Source organism: Kineococcus aurantiacus (genome assembly GCF_013409345.1).
GTDB classification, from domain to species: Bacteria; Actinomycetota; Actinomycetes; order Actinomycetales; family Kineococcaceae; genus Kineococcus; species Kineococcus aurantiacus.
On sequence record NZ_JACCBB010000001.1, the window covers coordinates 1,439,429 to 1,456,873 of the forward strand.

Annotated in this window: 16 protein-coding genes; 9 read left to right on the forward strand and 7 right to left on the reverse strand. The window is 75.9% G+C overall.

The genetic code is table 11. The features are described from left to right. Positions 1-77: 77 nt before the first annotated feature. Positions 78-1,925, forward strand: a complete 1,848-nt coding sequence (locus tag BJ968_RS06895; RefSeq protein WP_179756323.1) for an ATP-binding protein — start codon at positions 78-80, stop codon at positions 1,923-1,925. Positions 1,926-2,021: 96 nt separating this feature from the next. On the opposite strand, the gene BJ968_RS06900 is transcribed toward BJ968_RS06895, so the two are convergent. Next, positions 2,022-3,461, reverse strand: coding sequence for an NAD(P)H-quinone dehydrogenase (locus tag BJ968_RS06900; RefSeq protein WP_179750397.1), 1,440 nt, complete (start codon positions 3,459-3,461; stop codon positions 2,022-2,024). Positions 3,462-3,490: 29 nt separating this feature from the next. Between BJ968_RS06900 and BJ968_RS06905 the strand changes: the two genes are divergently transcribed. Together BJ968_RS06905 and BJ968_RS06910 are read left to right on the forward strand one after the other, a co-directional pair. Then, positions 3,491-3,952: a gamma-glutamylcyclotransferase family protein gene (locus BJ968_RS06905; protein ID WP_343077873.1), complete on the forward strand. Its 462-nt coding sequence runs from the start codon at positions 3,491-3,493 to the stop codon at positions 3,950-3,952. Between the two features lie 64 nt (positions 3,953-4,016). Then, complete coding sequence (locus BJ968_RS06910) at positions 4,017-4,853, forward strand: purine-nucleoside phosphorylase (protein WP_179750399.1); 837 nt, start codon at positions 4,017-4,019, stop codon at positions 4,851-4,853. On the opposite strand, the gene BJ968_RS06915 is transcribed toward BJ968_RS06910, so the two are convergent. The 3 genes from BJ968_RS06915 to BJ968_RS06925 all read right to left on the reverse strand — a co-directional run bounded on the left by BJ968_RS06915 (position 4,854) and on the right by BJ968_RS06925 (position 7,807). Next, positions 4,854-5,654: an ABC transporter permease gene (locus BJ968_RS06915; protein WP_179750401.1), complete on the reverse strand. Its 801-nt coding sequence runs from the start codon at positions 5,652-5,654 to the stop codon at positions 4,854-4,856. Continuing rightward, positions 5,651-6,667 (reverse strand): ATP-binding cassette domain-containing protein, encoded by a 1,017-nt coding sequence (locus BJ968_RS06920; RefSeq protein ID WP_179750403.1) that lies wholly within the window; start codon positions 6,665-6,667, stop codon positions 5,651-5,653. The genes BJ968_RS06915 and BJ968_RS06920 overlap by 4 nt, the downstream gene beginning before the upstream one ends. Positions 6,668-6,793: 126 nt before the next feature. Continuing rightward, positions 6,794-7,807, reverse strand: coding sequence for a CobW family GTP-binding protein (locus BJ968_RS06925; protein ID WP_179750405.1), 1,014 nt, complete (start codon positions 7,805-7,807; stop codon positions 6,794-6,796). A gap of 37 nt (positions 7,808-7,844) precedes the next feature. On the opposite strand from BJ968_RS06925, the gene BJ968_RS06930 reads away from it, so the two are divergent. Together BJ968_RS06930 and BJ968_RS06935 are read left to right on the forward strand one after the other, a co-directional pair. Next, on the forward strand, positions 7,845-9,500 hold the full coding sequence (locus BJ968_RS06930) for a phosphohexomutase domain-containing protein (protein WP_179750407.1): 1,656 nt from the start codon (positions 7,845-7,847) through the stop codon (positions 9,498-9,500). A gap of 119 nt (positions 9,501-9,619) precedes the next feature. Next, on the forward strand, positions 9,620-10,582 hold the full coding sequence (locus BJ968_RS06935) for an SDR family NAD(P)-dependent oxidoreductase (RefSeq protein ID WP_179750409.1): 963 nt from the start codon (positions 9,620-9,622) through the stop codon (positions 10,580-10,582). A 10-nt stretch (positions 10,583-10,592) separates the two neighbouring features. Here the strand turns inward: BJ968_RS06935 and BJ968_RS06940 are convergent, their stop codons facing one another. After that, the gene (locus BJ968_RS06940; protein ID WP_179750410.1) at positions 10,593-11,336 is read right to left on the reverse strand and encodes an SDR family oxidoreductase; all 744 of its coding nucleotides are present in this window, start codon (positions 11,334-11,336) and stop codon (positions 10,593-10,595) included. 99 nt (positions 11,337-11,435) lie between these two features. Between BJ968_RS06940 and BJ968_RS26415 the strand changes: the two genes are divergently transcribed. Next, the gene (locus BJ968_RS26415) at positions 11,436-12,302 is read left to right on the forward strand and encodes an MmyB family transcriptional regulator (RefSeq protein WP_179750412.1); all 867 of its coding nucleotides are present in this window, start codon (positions 11,436-11,438) and stop codon (positions 12,300-12,302) included. On the opposite strand, the gene BJ968_RS06950 is transcribed toward BJ968_RS26415, so the two are convergent. Continuing rightward, the gene (locus tag BJ968_RS06950; protein WP_218884893.1) at positions 12,269-13,819 is read right to left on the reverse strand and encodes a PHP domain-containing protein; all 1,551 of its coding nucleotides are present in this window, start codon (positions 13,817-13,819) and stop codon (positions 12,269-12,271) included. The two genes, BJ968_RS26415 and BJ968_RS06950, sit on opposite strands and share 34 nt — an antisense overlap. A gap of 81 nt (positions 13,820-13,900) precedes the next feature. Here BJ968_RS06950 and BJ968_RS06955 point away from each other — a divergent pair, with 81 nt between their 5' ends. After that, positions 13,901-15,301, forward strand: coding sequence for an aldehyde dehydrogenase family protein (locus BJ968_RS06955; protein WP_179750414.1), 1,401 nt, complete (start codon positions 13,901-13,903; stop codon positions 15,299-15,301). Further along, complete coding sequence (locus tag BJ968_RS06960) at positions 15,294-15,941, forward strand: hypothetical protein (protein WP_179750416.1); 648 nt, start codon at positions 15,294-15,296, stop codon at positions 15,939-15,941. The genes BJ968_RS06955 and BJ968_RS06960 overlap by 8 nt, the downstream gene beginning before the upstream one ends. A gap of 6 nt (positions 15,942-15,947) precedes the next feature. Here BJ968_RS06960 and BJ968_RS06965 read toward each other — a convergent pair whose 3' ends face one another. After that, complete coding sequence (locus BJ968_RS06965; protein WP_179750418.1) at positions 15,948-16,436, reverse strand: MarR family transcriptional regulator; 489 nt, start codon at positions 16,434-16,436, stop codon at positions 15,948-15,950. A gap of 88 nt (positions 16,437-16,524) precedes the next feature. Here BJ968_RS06965 and BJ968_RS06970 point away from each other — a divergent pair, with 88 nt between their 5' ends. Then, the gene (locus BJ968_RS06970) at positions 16,525-17,430 is read left to right on the forward strand and encodes a zinc-binding dehydrogenase (protein ID WP_179750420.1); all 906 of its coding nucleotides are present in this window, start codon (positions 16,525-16,527) and stop codon (positions 17,428-17,430) included. The last annotated feature ends 15 nt before the right edge of the window (positions 17,431-17,445 follow it).

Here is a 17,445-nt window from a genome sequence, read left to right on the forward strand (position 1 = left end):
CCTCCGCCCCGCTCCCGCCCTCGACTCCCCGGAGACGCCGCATGACCTCCCCCGATCCGACCGCTGTCACGGGTCCGGTGACGAAGGTCCTCGTGGCCAACCGCGGGGAGATCGCGGTCCGCGTGGTCCGCGCCGCCCGCGACGCGGGCCTGGCCTCCGTGGCCGTCTACTCCGAGGGCGACCGGGACGCGCTGCACGTGCGCAGCGCCGACGAGGCGTTCTCCCTGGGCGGCAAGACCGCCAAGGAGACCTACCTCGACGGCGCCAAGATCATCGAGGTGGCCCTGCGGGCCGGCGCCGACGCCGTCCACCCCGGGTACGGGTTCCTGTCCGAGAACGCCGCGTTCGCGCAGGCCGTCATGGACGCGGGCCTGACCTGGGTCGGCCCGCCGCCGGCGGCCATCGAGGCCCTGGGCGACAAGGTCTCGGCCCGGCACCTGGCGGCCCGGGCGGGCGCCCCGCTGGTCGCCGGGACGCCGGACCCGGTCTCGGGGCCGGAGGAGGTGCTGGCCTTCGCCGACGAGCACGGCCTGCCCATCGCCATCAAGGCCGCCTTCGGCGGTGGCGGCCGGGGCCTGAAGGTGGCCCGCGCCCGCGAGGACGTGCCGGAGCTGTTCGCCTCCGCGGTCCGCGAGGCCGAGGCCGCGTTCGGCCGCGGTGAGTGCTTCGTGGAGCGCTACCTGGACCGTCCCCGGCACGTGGAGACGCAGGTGCTGGCCGACGCGCACGGCGGGGCCGTCGTCGTCTCGACGCGCGACTGCTCGCTGCAGCGCCGGCACCAGAAGCTCGTGGAGGAGGCGCCCGCGCCGTTCCTGACGCCCGAGCAGGACGCCGAGCTGCGCCGCGCGTCCCTGGCGATCGTCCGCGAGGCCGGGTACGTCGGCGCGGGCACGGTGGAGTTCCTCGTGGCCGCCGACGGGACGCTGGCCTTCCTGGAGGTCAACACCCGCCTGCAGGTGGAGCACCCGGTGACCGAGGAGGTCAGCGGCATCGACCTCGTCGTGGAGCAGTTCCGCATCGCCCGCGGTGAGCACCTGGGCTACTCGGAGGTCGCCACCCGCGGGCACTCCATCGAGTTCCGCATCAACGGCGAGGACCCGAGCGCGAACTTCCTGCCCCGCCCGGGCAAGCTCACCCGGTTCTCGCTGCCGTCGGGCCCGGGCGTGCGCGTCGACACCGGCATCGACCCGCGCGCGGCGGCCGTCAACGGCGGGGTGGAGATCTCCCAGGACTTCGACTCGCTGCTGGCCAAGCTCATCGTGACCGGCGCGACGCGCGAGCAGGCGCTGGCCCGCGCGGCCCGCGCGCTCGGCGAGTTCGTCGTCGAGGGTGTCCCGACGGTCATCCCCTTCCACCGCACGGTCGTGACCGACCCGGCGTTCGCGGCGACGAGCGCGGAGGGTTTCACCGTCCACACCCGCTGGATCGAGTCCCCCGAGTTCGACACCTCGAAGATGCCCGGCTCCGGTGCGCTGGAGGCCGGCGGTGAGGGTGCGCCGCACCGGGAGACGATCGTCGTGGAGGTCGCCGGCAAGCGCCTGGAGGTCTCGATCCCGGTGGAGCAGCTCAACGCGCAGCTGTCCCGGGCGGGCCAGGAGATCTCCCGCGCGGGCGTGGCGACGGGGGCGGCCGTGGCCCGGGCCTACCGGTCGGCGACGCACCGCGGCGGCCGCAAGGGCAAGGCCGGCGGCGGGTCGGCGGGGAACCCGAACGCGCTGGTGACGCCCATGCAGGGCACCATCGTCAAGATCGACGTCGCCGAGGGGGACGTGGTGGCCGAGGGCGACCTCGTCGCGGTCCTGGAGGCGATGAAGATGGAGCAGCCGCTGCTGGCGCACCGCGCGGGCACCATCACCGGCCTGACCGCCAAGGCCGGCGACACGACCACCACGGGCGCGGTGCTCTGCGAGATCGTCGACGCCTGACGGTCCCCCGCCGGAGCGCCCGCCCCAGGAGTGCTCGACCGCCGGAGTGCTCGATCAGCGTGATCGAGCGCTCCGGCGGCTGAGCACGCCTCGGGGCTACTCCCCCATGACGTGCAGCTGCCGCGCCGCCTCGGCGATCGACCCCGACAGCGAGGGGTAGATCGTGAACGCGTGCGCGACGTCGTCGACGTTGAGCCGCTTCTCGACCGCCAGGGTCACCGGGAAGATCAGCTCGCTGGCCCGCGGGGCCACCACCACACCACCGATGACGGTGCCGGACCCGGTGCGGCAGAACAGCTTCACGAACCCGTCGTGGATGCCGAGCATCTTGGCGCGGGCGTTGGTCGCCAGCGGCAGCTTGACGATCTCCCCCTGCGCCTCGCCGGAGTCGATCTGCGCCTGCGTCCAGCCGACGGTCGCGATCTCCGGGGAGGTGAAGACCGTGGACGCCACCGAGCGCAGCCTCAGCGGCGCGACGGAGTCGCCGAGGGCGTGCCACATCCCGATGCGGCCCTGCATGGCCGCGACGGAGGCCAGCGGGAACACGCCCGTGCAGTCCCCGGCCGCGTAGACGCCGCGGGCGGAGGTGCGGGACACCTTGTCGGTCTCGACGTGCCCCGACTCCGACGTCCAGATGCCCGCCTCCTCCAGCCCCAGGCCGGCGGTGTTGGGGACCGCGCCGACCGCGACGATGCAGTGCGACCCCTCCACGGTGCGCCCGTCGGACAGCGTCACGACGACGGTGTCGCCGTGCCGCTCGACCTTCTCCGCCCGGGACCGGGACAGGACGTCCATGCCGCGGCGGCGGAACACCCCTTCGAGGACCTCGGCGGCGTCGGCGTCCTCCCCGGGCAGGACCCGGTCGCGGGAGGAGACGAGCGTGACGTGGGCGCCGAGCGCGTCGTAGGCGTTGGCGAACTCGGCGCCCGTCACACCGGACCCGACGACGATCAGGTGCTCGGGCAGCTCGGTGAGGTCGTACACCTGCTTCCAGGTGAGGATGCGCTCGCCGTCGGGCTGGGCGTCGGGCAGGACCCGCGGGCTGGCGCCCACGGACAGCAGCGTGACGTCGGCCTCGACGCGCGCACCGGCGTCCTCGCCGTCGCGCACGACGATGGTGTGCGGGCCGTCGAGGGCACCGGAGCCGGACAGGATCCGCACGCCCTCCTTCTCCAGCCGGGCGCGCACGTCCGCGGACTGGGCGGCCGCGAGCGCCTTGACGCGGGCGTTGACGCGGCCGAGGTCGACGGTGACGGCCCCGGCCGGTTCGGTGTCGGGTGCGCTGCCGCCGGGGAAGCGCACCCCCAGCTCGGAGGCGCCGCCGACGGTGGCCATGAGCTCGGCGGTGGCGATGAGCGTCTTGGACGGGACGACGTCGGTGAGGACGGTCGACCCGCCGAGGCCGTCGCGCTCGACGACGGTGACGTCGGCGCCGAGCTGGGCCGCGACGAGGGCCGCCTCGTACCCGCCGGGCCCGCCGCCGAGGATGGCCACCCGGGTCGCGTTGTTGACTGAGGACGCACTGGTGGGACTCACACCCCCATGCTCCCCTACCCTTCATCTCCGTGCCTGCTTCGCCCGCCTACGCCGCGTACGCGACCAACCTCGACCCCGAGGTCATGTCCCGCAAAGCCCCGCACTCCCCGCTGCGCTCCACGGGGTGGCTGCAGGACTGGCGGCTGACGTTCGGCGGGGAGGACCGCAGCTGGCAGGGGCCGCTGGCGACGGTGGTGGAGGCCCCCGGTGAGCAGGTGTACGTCGCGCTGTACGACCTGACCGAGGCCGACGAGGTGCGCATGGACGCCGCCGAGGGCATGGACATCGGCCTGTTCCGCAAGATCAGGGTGCGGGTGAAGACGCTGGACGGCGACGTCGTGGCGTGGACGTACGTGCTCGACGACTACGAGGGCGGCCTGCCCACGGCGCGGTACCTCGGCGGCCTCGCCGACGCGGCCGAGGCCGGCGGCGCCCCGCACGACTACGTGCTGGGCCTGCGGGCCCGCCCCTGCCGCTCCAACGACGCCTGAGGCGCGCGGCGGCGCCCGGCACCGCCCCGGCGGGCGCCCGGGCGCGCTCACTACGCTGGCGGGCGTGACCGCGACCCCGCCCGCCGGCCTCCTGGCCGAGGACCCGTCCACCGTCGCCGAGGAGGCCGCCGCCGGGCTGGCCGAGCGGACCGGCGTGCCCCGGCACGACGTGGCGCTCGTGCTGGGCTCGGGGTGGGCCGCGGCCGCCGACCGGCTCGGGGAGGTCGTGGCGTCCCTGCCGGCGACGGACCTGCCCGGTTTCCGGGCCCCCGCCGTCGTCGGGCACGCGGGCACGGTCCGCTCGATCCGCGTGCCGCGCCCGGACGCGGACCCGCTGCACGCGCTGGTGCTGCCGCGCACCCACCACTACGAGGGCCACGGTCCGCGGGCGGTGGCGCACGGGGTGCGGGTGGCGGCCGCGGCGGGCTGCCGGACGGTCGTGCTGACCAACGGGTGCGGCGGGCTGGACCGGACGATCCCGCCCGGTTCGCCCGTGCTGATCTCCGACCACCTCAACCTCACGGGCGCCACCCCGCTGGAAGGGCCGACGTTCGTCGACCTGACCGACCTGTACTCGGCGCGGCTGCGCGCCGTGGCGCGCACGGTGGACCCGTCGCTGCGCGAGGGCGTGTACGCGCAGTTCCCCGGCCCGCAGTACGAGACCCCCGCCGAGGTGCGGATGGCGGGGGTCCTGGGCGCGTCCCTGGTGGGGATGTCGACGGCGCTGGAGGCGATCGCGGCCCGGCACGCCGGCCTGGAGGTCCTGGGGTTCTCCCTGGTGACGAACCTGGCGGCGGGGGTGTCGGACCAGCCGCTGTCCCACGAGGAGGTCCTGCAGGCCGGCCGGGACGCCGCCGGCCGCTGCGCGGACCTCCTCGCGGGGGTCGTGCGCCTGCTCTGATCAGCGCGCGGCGGCCCGCCGGTACTGGCGGGTCGCCAGCGGGACGAACACCGCGAGGACCACCACGACCCACAGCAGCGTGTACAGCTCGGCGTTCTGCATCGACCAGGTGCCCAGCTGGGTGCCGGGCGGGACGTTGCCGAAGCGCTCGCGCGCGGCCTGCACGAGGGTGGAGACGGGGTTCCACTGGGCGATGGCCTTCAGCGGGCCGGGGAAGGACTCCAGCGGGACGAAGGCGTTGGTGATGAACGTCAGCGGGAAGATCGTCAGGAACGTGAGGTTGTTGAACGCCTCCGGGGTGCGGATGAGCAGGCCCAGCAGGCCCATCACCCACGACACCGCGTAGGCGAACAGCAGCAGCAGGGCGTACCCGACGACGGCGTCCAGCAGCGAGGTCCGGATCCGCCAGCCGATGACGAGGCCGGTCAGGGACATGATGACGGTGACGATGACGTTGAGGACGACGTCGGAGGCCGTGCGGCCCACGAGCACCGACGACTGCGTCATGGGCAGCGACCGGAACCGCTCGATGATGCCCTTCTGCATGTCGTCGGCGATGCCGGCGCCGGTGACGGTGGCGCCGAAGATGACCGTCTGGGCGAAGATGCCCGGCACGAGGAACTCCCGGTAGTTCCCCCCGCCCACGGCGATGGCGCCGCCGAAGACGTAGCCGAACAGCAGGATGAACATGATGGGCGAGATGAGGGTCCCCACGAGCAGGTCGGGGATCCGGGTGATCTTCAGGATGTTCCGCTTGGCGATCACCGAGCTGTCGGCGACGACCTCGGCCACGGCGCTCACGAGCGCACCCCCTGCACCGTCCGGGCCGGCTCCCCGCCGGCGACCTCGTCGGCGGGTTTGCCCGTCAACGTCAGGAACACGTCGTCCAGCGTGGGCCGGCGCAACCCCGCGTCGAGCGGGACGACGCCGACGTCGCCGAGGCGCTGGAGCACCTCGACCAGCACCCGGGTGCCCGAGGTCACCGGGGCGGTGACCCGCCGGGCGCGGCGCTCCACCTGCAGCTCCCCGACGGCGACCTCGTGCAGGACGGCGGCCGCGGTGTCCACGTCCGCGTCGGACCCGACGACGACCTCGACGCGCTGGCCGCCGACCTGGGTCTTCAGGTCGTCGGCGGTGCCGCGGGCGATGACGCGGCCGTGGTCGATGACGACGATGTCGTCGGCGAGGCGCTCGGCCTCCTCCAGGTACTGCGTCGTCAGCAGCAGCGTGGTGCCGCCACCGACCATGCGGGTCAGCAGGTCCCACATGTCGTTGCGGCTGCGCGGGTCCAGGCCCGTGGTGGGCTCGTCGAGGAACAGCACCGGCGGCTCGGCCACCAGCGCCCCCGCGAGGTCGAGGCGGCGCCGCATGCCGCCGGAGTACGTCTTGGCGACCCTCTTGGCCGCGTCGGTGAGGTCGAACTGCTCAAGCAGCTCCCACGCCCTCTCCCGGGACCGCTTGCGACCCAGGTGGTAGAGCCGCCCCACCATGTCGAGGTTCTCGAACCCGGTGAGGTTCTCGTCGACGGCCGCGTACTGGCCCGACAGGCCGATGCGCCGACGGACCTCCCGCGGGTCGGCCACGACGTCCACGCCCGCGACCGTCGCGCTGCCCCCGTCGGGGACCAGCAGCGTCGTGAGCATCCGGACCGTCGTCGTCTTCCCCGCGCCGTTGGGCCCCAGCAGGGCCAGGACGGTGCCCGTCGGCACCGCCAGATCGACGCCCGCCACCGCTGTGACGTCGCCGTACCGCTTCACGAGCCCTCGCGCCTGGACCGCCGGCGGCTGGGCCGTCAGTTCTTCGACCGGTGCCATGGGACCGACAGTAGGTGCAGCTTCCGACACGTCGCACCGCCCTTTCCCCCGCCTCGCGGGTCTCGCGGGGGTGGACCGGGCGCGGGCGCGGAACTCATCGCCCGCGCGCACGCGGCGGGCCGGGCCTCAGACCCCCTCGGTGCTGCGCAGGACGCCCATCATCGCCATCTCGTCGCGCAGCGGCTCCCCGTCGTGGACGCAGTCGCGCAGGTCCCGGCGCAGCGCGTCGGCGTCCAGGCCGGCGCCGACGAGGACGAGCTCGGTGGCGCGGTCCGACCCCGGCGGCCAGGCGCCGCGCTCGAAGCGGACGGCCGCGCCGACGGTCTGCAGCAGGTACCGCTGCCCGGAACCCTCCACGGCGAACCGCACGAAGCCCTTCACGCGGAAGACCCCGGAGGGGCGGCGCTCGAGGAAGGCGACGAACCGGCGGGGGTCCAGCGGCGCCTCGCTGCGGAACTCGACGGCGTCGTACATCGAGTGGACGTGCGTCCCGGGGTCGCCGGGGTCGTGGACCACCTCGCCGAGCGCGAGCTGCCGCTGCCGCGCGGGCGGGGTCTCGAACAGCAGCCGCGGGTCGAGCTGCCCCTTCGCGGCGGGGACGACGGGCGCCCAGGCGTTCAGGCCCCGGCAGACCGCGGCGAGCCGGGCGGCCTCCTCCGCCGGCACGAGGTCGGTCTTGGTGAGCAGCACGACGTCGGCCATGGCGACGTGGTCGTCGAGCTGGGGGTGCCGCAGCCGGGTCGCCTCGAACTCCACGGCGTCGACGGCGACGACGAGCCCGCCGTAGCGGACGCCGGGCACGGTGGTGGTCAGGACCCGGCGCACCATGGCCGACGGCTCGGCGACGCCGCTGGCCTCGACGACGACGGCGTCCAGCCCCGGGCCGCGCCGGGGGGCGGTGAGGCGGGCGAGCAGCTCGTCGACGCTGCCGTCGTCGGTGGAGCAGCACAGGCAGCCGTTCTCCAGCGACACCGCGCTGTCGGCCCAGCCGGCCACCAGGAGGGCGTCGATCCCGACGGCGCCGAAGTCGTTGACGACGACACCGAGCCGCACGTCGGCCGCCGACCGGAGCAACTGGTTGAGCACCGTCGTCTTGCCCGCCCCGAGGAACCCGGCGAGGACGACCACGGGGGTGCTCACGGGCGTCATCCTCGCACGCCCCTCGTAGGGTGGGGCCGTGAGCGACGAGCTGTTCGACCGGGTCCGCGCGTGGATCGCCGACGACCCCGACCCCCGGACGCGCTCGGAGCTGCAGGCCCTGCTCGACGACGGTTCCGCGGCGGCCCGGGCCGACCTGGCGGACCGGTTCCGCGGTCCCCTGGAGTTCGGCACGGCGGGGTTGCGGGGGGTGGTCGGCGCCGGTGAGCACCGCATGAACCGCGCCGTGGTGCAGCGCGCGGCCGCGGGTCTGGGGGCCTGGCTGACGGCCCGGTTCGACCGTCCCCGCGTGGTGGTCGGGCTCGACGCCCGGCACGGGTCGCGGGAGTTCGCCGACGACTCCGCGGCCGTCCTGACGGCCGCGGGCTGCGAGGTGCTGCTGCTGCCCGGGCCGCTGCCGACACCGGTCCTGGCCTTCGCCGTGCGGCACCTGGACGCCGACGCGGGCGTCATGGTCACCGCGAGCCACAACCCGGCCCGCGACAACGGCTACAAGGTCTACCTGGGCGGGCGGGCCGCCGGTCCCGAGGGGCGCGGGGTGCAGATCGTGCCGCCGGTGGACGCCGGGATCGCCGAGCGGATCGCCGCGGTGGGCCCGCTGGCCGGCCTGCCGCGCGCCGCGGACGGCTGGACGGTCCTGGGGCCGGGGATCGTCGAGGAGTACCTGTCCGCCGTCACCGCCGCCGTGGACCCCGCCCCGGGCCGCGACCCGCGGGTCGTGGTCACCGCGATGCACGGCGTCGGCAACTCCGTGCTGCTGGAGGCGCTGCACCGCAGCGGTTTCACCGACGTGCACCCCGTCCCTGAGCAGGCCGACCCGGACCCGGCGTTCCCGACGGTCCCGTTCCCGAACCCCGAGGAACCCGGCGCGCTGGACCGGGCGGTCGCCCTCGCGGAGCGGGTCGGCGCCGACGTCGTCCTGGCCGTCGACCCCGACGCGGACCGGTGCTGCGTCGCGGTGCCCGGCCCGGGGGGTTTCACCCAGCTCTCCGGTGACGAGCTGGGCCGCGTCCTGGGTGCGGAACTGGCCCGCTCCGGCGCGGTGCTGGCCTGCTCGGTGGTCAGCTCGCAGGCGCTGCGGCGGGTCGCGGACCGGACCGGTGCGCGGTTCGCGTCCGCGCTGACGGGTTTCAAGTGGATCGCGCGGGTCCCGGACCTGACGTTCGGGTACGAGGAGGCCATCGGCTACTGCGTGGCCCCGGAGGTGGTGCGGGACAAGGACGGGATCTCCGCCTCGCTGCTGGTGGCGGGGATCGTGCGCCGCGAGCTGGCCGCGGGCCGGACCCTGCGGGACCTGCTCGACGACCTCGACCGCCTCGACGGCGTGCACCTGACGGCGCCGGTGACGGTCCGCGTCGAGGACCTGTCCCTCATCCCGGCGGCGATGGCGCGGCTGCGCACCGACCCGCCCGCGCACCTGGGGGGTTCGGCGGTGACCTCGGTCGAGGACCTCGCCGAGGGCCTGGACGGGTTGCCGCCCACGGACGGCCTGCGGTTCCGGACGGCGGACGGGACCCGGGTGGTGGTGCGCCCGAGCGGGACCGAACCGAAGCTGAAGTGCTACTGCGAGGTCGTCGCCGACGTCGAGGGGGACCTGCCCGGCGCGCGCCGCGCGGCCCGCGAGCGGCTGGACGGGGTGCTGCGGGACGTGCGGGCGGCGACCGGGCTGGCCTGAACCGGCGACGGGGCGGTGCGAGCCGGCCCGTCGTCGCACCCCGGGGGCCCCTTGCAGGCGGAACAGCGATCCGGTTAAAGTTCCGGACGAGTGTTCCGCTTCTTCGGCAGGAGGTCCCCGTGACCCAGCACCCCCTCGGCTCCGGTTTCACCGCGGCCTCGACCACCACCGACGTCCTCGCCGGCCGCGACCTGACCGGCACCCGGGTCGTCGTCACCGCCGGCCACCGCGGCCTCGGGCTGGTCACCACCCGCGCGCTGGCCGCCGCCGGCGCCCACGTCACCGTCGCGACCCGCCACCCCGCGCTCGCCGCACGCACCCTGGCCGGCGTGGACCGGGTCGCGGTGGCCGGGCTCGACCTGCTCGACCCCGCCTCCATCGACGCCTTCACCCGCGCCTGGGACGGGCCGCTGCACGTCCTGGTGAACGCGGCCAACCTGCCCGCCCCCGCGCAGGTCGAGCGCGACGCCCGCGGGGTCGAGAAGCAGTTCGCCACCGGGCACCTCGGGCACTTCCAGCTCACCACCGGCCTGCTGCCGGCCCTGCGCGCCGCCGGGGCCGCCCGCGTCGTCACGCTGTCCTCCGGGGCCCACCGGTTCGGGCGGATCCGCTGGGAGGACCCCGGGTTCACGACCGGCTACCACCCGCAGGCGGCCTACGCCCAGACCAAGCTCGCCAACGTCCTGTTCAGCGTCGGGCTGGACCGCCGGTACGCCGCCGACGGGGTCCGCGGCTACGCCGTCCACCCCGGCGTCGTCCTGATGGGCGCCCTCGACGACCCGGTCTGGGCGGCGACCCTGCGCGAGCAGGGGCTCCTCGACGCCGGCGGCCGCCCCGTGATCGACCCCGCGCGGGGCAAGAAGACGCCGGAGCAGGGGGCGGCGACCGTCGTGTTCGCGGCCACCAGCCCCCTGCTCGCCGACGTCGGCGGCGTCTACCTCAAGGACAACGACGTCGCCCCCGTCGACGACGAGGTGCGGGAGCTGACGGCCGACGTCATCCCCTCCGACGCGACCTCGGCCGCCCTCGACCCCGCCACGGCGCAGCGGCTGTGGGGTTTCAGCGAGCGCCTGGTCGGCTGAGCCGGCCGGTTCAGGGGCGCTGCGCGGCGGGCCGGACGACGACCTCGTTGACGTCGACGTCGGCCGGTTCCCCGACCGCGTAGGCGATCGCCCGCCCGATCGCGGCCGGGGCGATCGCCTCCCGGCGGTACTCGGCCATCGCGGCCGCGGCGGTGGCGTCGGTGATGTGGGTGGCCAGCTCGCTCTCGACGACCCCGGGGGTGATGGTCGTGACGCGCACCGACGGCGGCAGTTCCAGCCGCAATCCCTCCATGAGCGCCCACACCGCGTACTTGGTGGCGCAGTAGACCCCGGCGGTGGGGCTGACCTGGTGGGCGCCGACGGAGGCCGTGGTGACGAAGTGCCCCGAGCCCTGGCGCAGGAAGTGCGGCAGGACGGCGGCGATGCCGTGCAGCACGCCCTTGACGTTGACGTCCACGGTGCGGTCCCACTGCTGCGTCAGCAGGGAGGTGAAGGGGGACAGCAGCATGACGCCGGAGTTCGCGACGAGGACGTCGAGGCGCCCGTGCTCGGCCACCACGCCGTCGACGACGGCGCGGAAGGCGGCGGGGTCGGTGACGTCCAGCACGGCGGTGGAGGCCGACCCGCCGGCGCGGGTGATCCCCCCGGCGACCTCGGCGAGCCGGTCGGCGCGCCGGGCGGTGAGGACGACGTGGTGCCCGGCCGCGGCCAGTTCACGGGCGGTCCCCTCCCCGATGCCGCTGGAGGCGCCGGTGACGAGGACGGTCTTGCGGACGGTGGTTCCTGTGGTCATGCCCCGAGCTTCGCGGCGCCGCGGCGCGGGGGCAGACCGCGCGGGGGGTGGTAGCGGCGCACCCACCCTTCGGGGGCGCACCGGCCCTACGGTGGGGGCGTGACCGCTCTCGGGGACTTCCTCCGCGCCCGCCGCGCCGACGTCTCCCCCGCCGACGCGGGGTTGCCGGCCGGTACCCGGCGCCGCGTACCGGGCCTGCGCCGCAGCGAGGTCGCGCTGCTGGCCGACATCAGCGTCGAGTACTACGTGCGGCTGGAGCAGGGCCGTGAGCGCAACCCCTCGCCGGCCGTGCTGGACGCCCTGGCCGCGGCGCTGCGCCTGCCCCGCGACGGGGCCGAGCACCTGTACCGGCTGGCCGGGCTCGCCCCGGTGCCGACGGCCGGCGGGCCCGAGCGGGTGGACCCGCGGCTGGTGGGGCTGCTGGCGGCCTGGCCGGCGACGCCCGCGCTGGTGCTGGGCCGCGCCCTGGACGTGCTGGCCAGCAACCCGCTGGCCGAGGAGCTCTTCGGGGGTTTCCCGGCGACGCGCAACCTCGTGGAGTTCGTGTTCCTGACCCCGGCGGCCCGCACGCTCTACCCGGACTGGAACGTCGTGGCGCGCAACACGGTCGCCGCGTTCCGCCTCGCCGACGGCGCGCACCCCGGCGACCCCCGCATCCGGTCCGTCCGCGAGGCCCTGCGGGGCAGCGAGGAGTTCTCCAGGTGGTGGGACCGGCACGACGCGCGCGGCAAGACCGCCGAGCGCAAGCGGTTCGCGCACCCGCGGGCGGGGGAGTTCACGCTGGACGTGCAGACCTTCGACGTCCGCGACGGTGCGGGGCAGCAGCTCGCCGTCTACCACGCCGCCGCGGGGACCCCCTCCGCCGACGCCCTGACCCTGCTGGGGATGCTCGCCGCCCAGCGCACCGCTCGGACCACCGCTCAGACCACCGCTCAGGTGACGTCGACGAACACCGGGTTGGTGTAGCACCACAGGTCGTCCCACGGGTCGGAGTCCCCGATCCGGTCCACCTCGGGGTGCCCGTCGGCGCGCGCGTGCTTGCCGTCGCTGCCGCGGAACCGCACGTACAGCGGGTCGGCGACGCCCCGCAGGACGGTCCGGAACACCTGCCGCCCGCCCGTGCGGGGCATCTCGAAGCTCTCCACGACGCGGGTGCCCGGCGCCTCGAACAGGTCGCGGTCCCCGGCCCGGCCGGTGACGGTGCCGACGATGACGTCCCAGCGCGCCGAGCGCGGCACCTCACCGCTGCCGTTGGGCGCGGTGGCGGGGTCGACGGTGAGCTCGACCTCGACGTCCCCGCCGCGCCGGACCGTGGTGCGCCCCCCGAACGTCACGCCGGGGCCGGGACCGGCGGCGCGCACCCGCCCCTCGACGGCCCGCACGAGCCCGCCGTGGACGACGAAGACCCGCCCGCCGCGCAGGGCCGCCATGACCGAGCGGTAGTCGCGCGACACCGCACCCACGCACGTGCGGGAGTAGAACCCGGGGGCGAAGTCGACGTACCCGTGCTGCACGACGCCGGTCTCGACGGGTTCACCGCGCGAGCCGTGCTCGCGGTAGTGCTCCAGGGAGGGGTGGCCGACGCGGACGGTGTCGCCGATGTCGAAGTGGTTGTCGGAGTTGGCGGTGATCCACCACGGCAGCCCCTCGGCGAGCAGCGAGTCCCACAACCCGCCCACGCGGGCGGTGGCGGCGTCGAAACCGCCCCAGGTGCGGTACTGGTCGAGGTCGTAGCCGGGGAAGGACCACCTCCCCGGGGACTCGTCGTACTGGCCGCGTCCCCGGCCCCGGCCCAGGGGGGCGGGCAGCGCGGCGGCCTGGTGACCGGGCGCCCCCTCCCAGCCGACGAACACCCCGGGGGCGGCGTCGCGCCAGCCGCGCACCTTCGAGGGGGAGACGCGGCCGGTGCGCATGGGGTGGTTGGACAGCACGAGGGCCTCCCCCACGGTGCCGGTGCGCAGTTCCTCCACCAGCCAGGCCAGGGCGTCGAGCCCGAGCTGCTCGGCGACCGGGCCGCCCTCGACGGAGTGCTCGATGAGCCGGGGTCCGGTGGGGTTCTGCCGGGCGGCCAGGACGTCGCCGTCGAACATCCGCTCGAACCGCTGCAGCAGGTCGGGGGTGTCGGCGTGGTCGGGGGCGATGAAGGTGGCGTGCTCGGCGCCGGGGACGTTCCACTCCATGCCCTGGAAGACGAGGACGTCGTGGCGCCGGCGGGCCTGCTCGATGAGCGGGGTCTGCAGGGCGACGGACTGCTTGGCGTGGTCGGGGCCGCCGTGGTCGGTGATGACCAGCCAGTCCAGCCCGCACTCGTGGCCGCGGCGGACCTGGTCGTCGACGGAGTACATGGCGTCGCGCGAGAAGGTCGTGTGGATGTGGTGGTCGCCGGCGTACCAGGCGAAGTCGCGGTCGTCGCCGTCGGAGCTCACCGGGTCCGGCGGCAGCGGGGTCGGTGCGTGGGGGTGGGGGTGGGGGTGGGCGGCCACGGGCCACACCCTGCCAGGGCGGCCGGGCTGTCCTCCGAACGGCCCTCTCCCAGCACGGGGAGATCAGTAGACTCACCGGCTGTGAGCACTTCGCCACCGGAGGCTCCCGCGGGCCTGTCCGCCCCGCGGGAGTCCCCGTTGCGCGTGACCACCCTCGACCTGCCCGCCGCCGACGAGTCGCTGGCCGCCGTGCCCGCTCCCACCCCCGCCCTGCCCGCGGAGGTCCCCGAGCTCGTCCTGGCCGACGGCCCCGACGGCCCCGACGGCTCCGCGCCGGCCACCGGGGACCTCCTCGACGTCCTGGCGCCCACGACGGGGGAACGGCTGCTGCGCGTGCAGGACACCGGCCCCGACCTCGCGCGGGACATCGCCTCCGCCGTCGCGGCCACCAGCGCCAGCGACTGGGCGTGGCTGTCGCCCGAGGACCGCGCGCGCTTCCTCTTCGCCGTCGCCGACGTCCTCGCCGACCACGTGCGGGCGCTGGCCGTCACCGCGGCCCTGACGACGGGCCGGCCGCTGGCCGCCGGGTTCACCCGCGACGCCCCCGCCGCCCACGCCGCTGCCTTCTCCGCGGCCGGCTGGGCCGACAAGCTCCCGGCCGTCGGCGCCGCGCACCGCCCCGGCGGCGGGGTCGTCGTCGTCCTCGCGACGTGGCGCACGAGCACCGCCGACGCCCTGAGCGCGATCGTCGCGGCCCTGGCCACCGGCTGCGGGGTCGTCCTGCGGGCCCGCCCCGCCGCGGCCGCGACCGCCCGCCAGCTCGTGCGCCTGGCCGAGGAGGCGGGTCTGCCGCCGGGGCTGGTCCGGGCCGCCCCCGGTGCCGACGCCGCCGCGGACGCCGTCCTGTGGTCCCACGACGCCCTCGTGGCCGTCCGCGCCGACGGGTCCGCCGACGACCTGCGCAGGGTGGGCGTGGCGCTGGCCCACCGCGGAACCCCTCTGCTGCAACGCCTCGACGCCCCCCACGTGGACGTCGTGCTGGCCGGGGCGGACCTGGAGCAGGTGAGCACGGCCCTCGTGGAGGCCAGCGCGGGCGGCGCCCACCAGCGCCCGGGCGGCTCGCGCGTCCTCGTCGCCCGGTCCGTCGCCGACGCCCTCACCGCCCGCACGGCCCCCGTCGTCGCCCGGCTGCGGACCGGCCACCCCCTCGACCGCGCCACGGTCGTCGGCCCCGTCCCGACCCCGCACCTGGCCCGCGCCGCCCGGGAGGTCCTCGACTCCACCGACGGGCTGCCCGCCGGACTCCCGCCGGGCGGCTGGTGGGCCCCCCCGGGCCTGGCGACGGTCGGGCGGCACAGCGCCTGGCCCCCACCCGGTCCCGTGCTGGGCGTGCGCTCGATCCGCTCCCCCGCCGACGCGCTGCCGCACCTGGCCGGAGCCGGCTCGGTGACGGTGTGGGGTGGTGAGCTCGGCGCGGAGGTCCCGGCCCCGCCGGACCCGCGCCGCGACGCGCTCGACCTCGTCCGGGCCTGCCGTGCGTGAGGCGTCCCGGCCGCACCCCGCCCCACCCGTCCCGGTCGCCCAGAGCGCGGCCCGCCGCGGCCGCGCGCTGCTCGCGGCGGCCTCGGAGGTCGAGGCGGACCGGAACCGGTTCGTCGAGCAGGTCCGGCGGGCCCACCGCTGCCGGATCTCCGAGGCCGTGGCCCAGGTCGACGGCTGCGTCGACACCATCGTGCGGTGGGCCGGGTGGGCCGACAAGCTCGACCTGCTGCTGCCCGTCGCCGCGGGCGGGCGCCGGCCCCCGCCGGTCGCGATCCTTCCGCCGGAGGCGTTCCTGGGGGCCGCCCGGTCGCTGTGCTCGGCGCTGGCCGCCGGGGCCCGCTGCGTCGTGGCCCACGAGTCGGTCGCCGTGGGCTCGCTCGTGGACGTCGTGGCCGCGGAGTTCCCCGCCGCGGCCGTCACCGTCGTGGCCCGCGACCCCCACACCGTGCGCGCGCTCGCGACGACCGTCGCCCTGCTGGACGCGCGCGCCGCGGACGCGGAGTTCGACGCGGACCTGAGGCTGGCGTGCGCGCAGGCCGGGACGCGCGTCCTGGCCCCGCTGCCGGCCGAGCGGCTGGCCGCCCTCGACGACCTGGCCCTGGTCGAGGACCTGTTCGCGGGCGCGACCCGGCCGGCCTGACCGCACCTACCCCGTGCGGCGGCGCGGCCGGGCCGACCGCGGTGGCCGGGACCGCAGGCGGTCGCGCACCGGGTCCAGCACCCCGCGCAGGGTCTGCAGGTCCCGGGGCGGCAGCGCCTCGAGCAGCAGCTCCCGCACGACCTCCACGTGCCCGGGCATGACCCGCGCCAGCAGGTCCCGGCCCTGCGCGGTCAGCCGCACGACGGTGCTGCGCTCGTCGTGGCCGTCGCGCTCGCGGGCGATGAGGCCGCGTTTCTCCAGCTGCCCCGCCTGGTAGCTGAACCCGCTGCGGCTGTAGACGATCCGGTCGGCCAGGTCGGTCATGCGGTAGTCCGGGGCACCGGGTTCGCCCAGGGTGGCCAGGACCTGGAACTGCACGGGGCTCAGGTCGCCGTCGGCGCGCAGCTGGTCGCTGACGGCCTGCTCGAGCAGGTTCCCCACCTCGGTCAGCGTGAAGTACGCCGCCAGTTGCTCCTCGCTCAGTCCCCGGGCCACCCGCACATCCTACTTGCGTCGAATTCGAAGCAGTCGTACGCTCACCCCAGTGCTTCGAATTCGAAGTACACGAGGAGAGGAGACCACCGTGCGCACCGTCCGCGTCACCCGCTACGGCACCCCCGACGTCCTGCAGGTCACCGACGTCGACCGGCCCGTCCCCGGCGAGGGCGAGGTCCTCGTCCGCGTCGCGGCCACCACCTTCAACCCCGTCGACGCCGCCGTCCGCGGCGGGTGGATGACCGAGCTCATCCCCCTCCAGCTGCCCTACACCCCCGGCATCGACCTCGCCGGCACCGTCGTGGACACCGGCGAACCGGTCATCGCCTTCCTCGGCGTCCCCGTCGGCGGCGGCGCGGCCGAGTACGCCGCCGTCCCCCGCGACCTGCTCGTGCCCGCCCCCACGTCCGTCCCGCTCGCCGACGCCGCGGCGCTGCCCATCGCCGGCCTCACCGCCCGGCAGGGCCTGTTCGACCACGGCGGCCTGCGCGCCGGCCAGCGCGTCCTCGTCAACGGCGCCGGCGGTGGCGTCGGCGGTTTCGCCGTCCAGCTCGCCAAGCGCGCCGGAGCGCACGTCATCGCCACCGCCGGCCCCCGCAGCCGCGCCGCCGTCGAGGCGGCCGGGGCCGACGAGGTCGTCGACCACACCCGCGTCGCCCTCGCCGACGCCGTGACCGCCCCCGTCGACCTGCTCTTCAACAACGTCTCCGGGGACCCCGCCGAACTCAGCCGGCTCACCGGTCTCGTCCGCGACGGAGGCACGGCCGTGAGCGCTCCGCCGCTGCCCCTGACCGACGACGACGCCCGCGGCGTGCACTGGAAGGTCATGTACGTGCGCAACGACACCGCCCAGCTCGCCGAGCTCGCCCGCGCCGTCGACGCCGGGGAACTGCGCCTCGACGTCTCCGACCGCCGCCCGCTCGCGGACCTGGCCGCCGTCCACGCCGACGGCGAGGCGGGACGGCTGCGGGGCCGCGTCGTCATCACCGTCTGAAAACCCCTCGCCGCC

Coding starts and splice junctions, on each gene's coding strand:
- BJ968_RS06920 (WP_179750403.1), bottom strand. CDS start 6,667: ATGGCACCGGTCGAAGAACTGACGGCCCAGCCGCCGGCGGTCCAGGCG.
- BJ968_RS06940 (WP_179750410.1), bottom strand. CDS start 11,336: ATGACCACAGGAACCACCGTCCGCAAGACCGTCCTCGTCACCGGCGCC.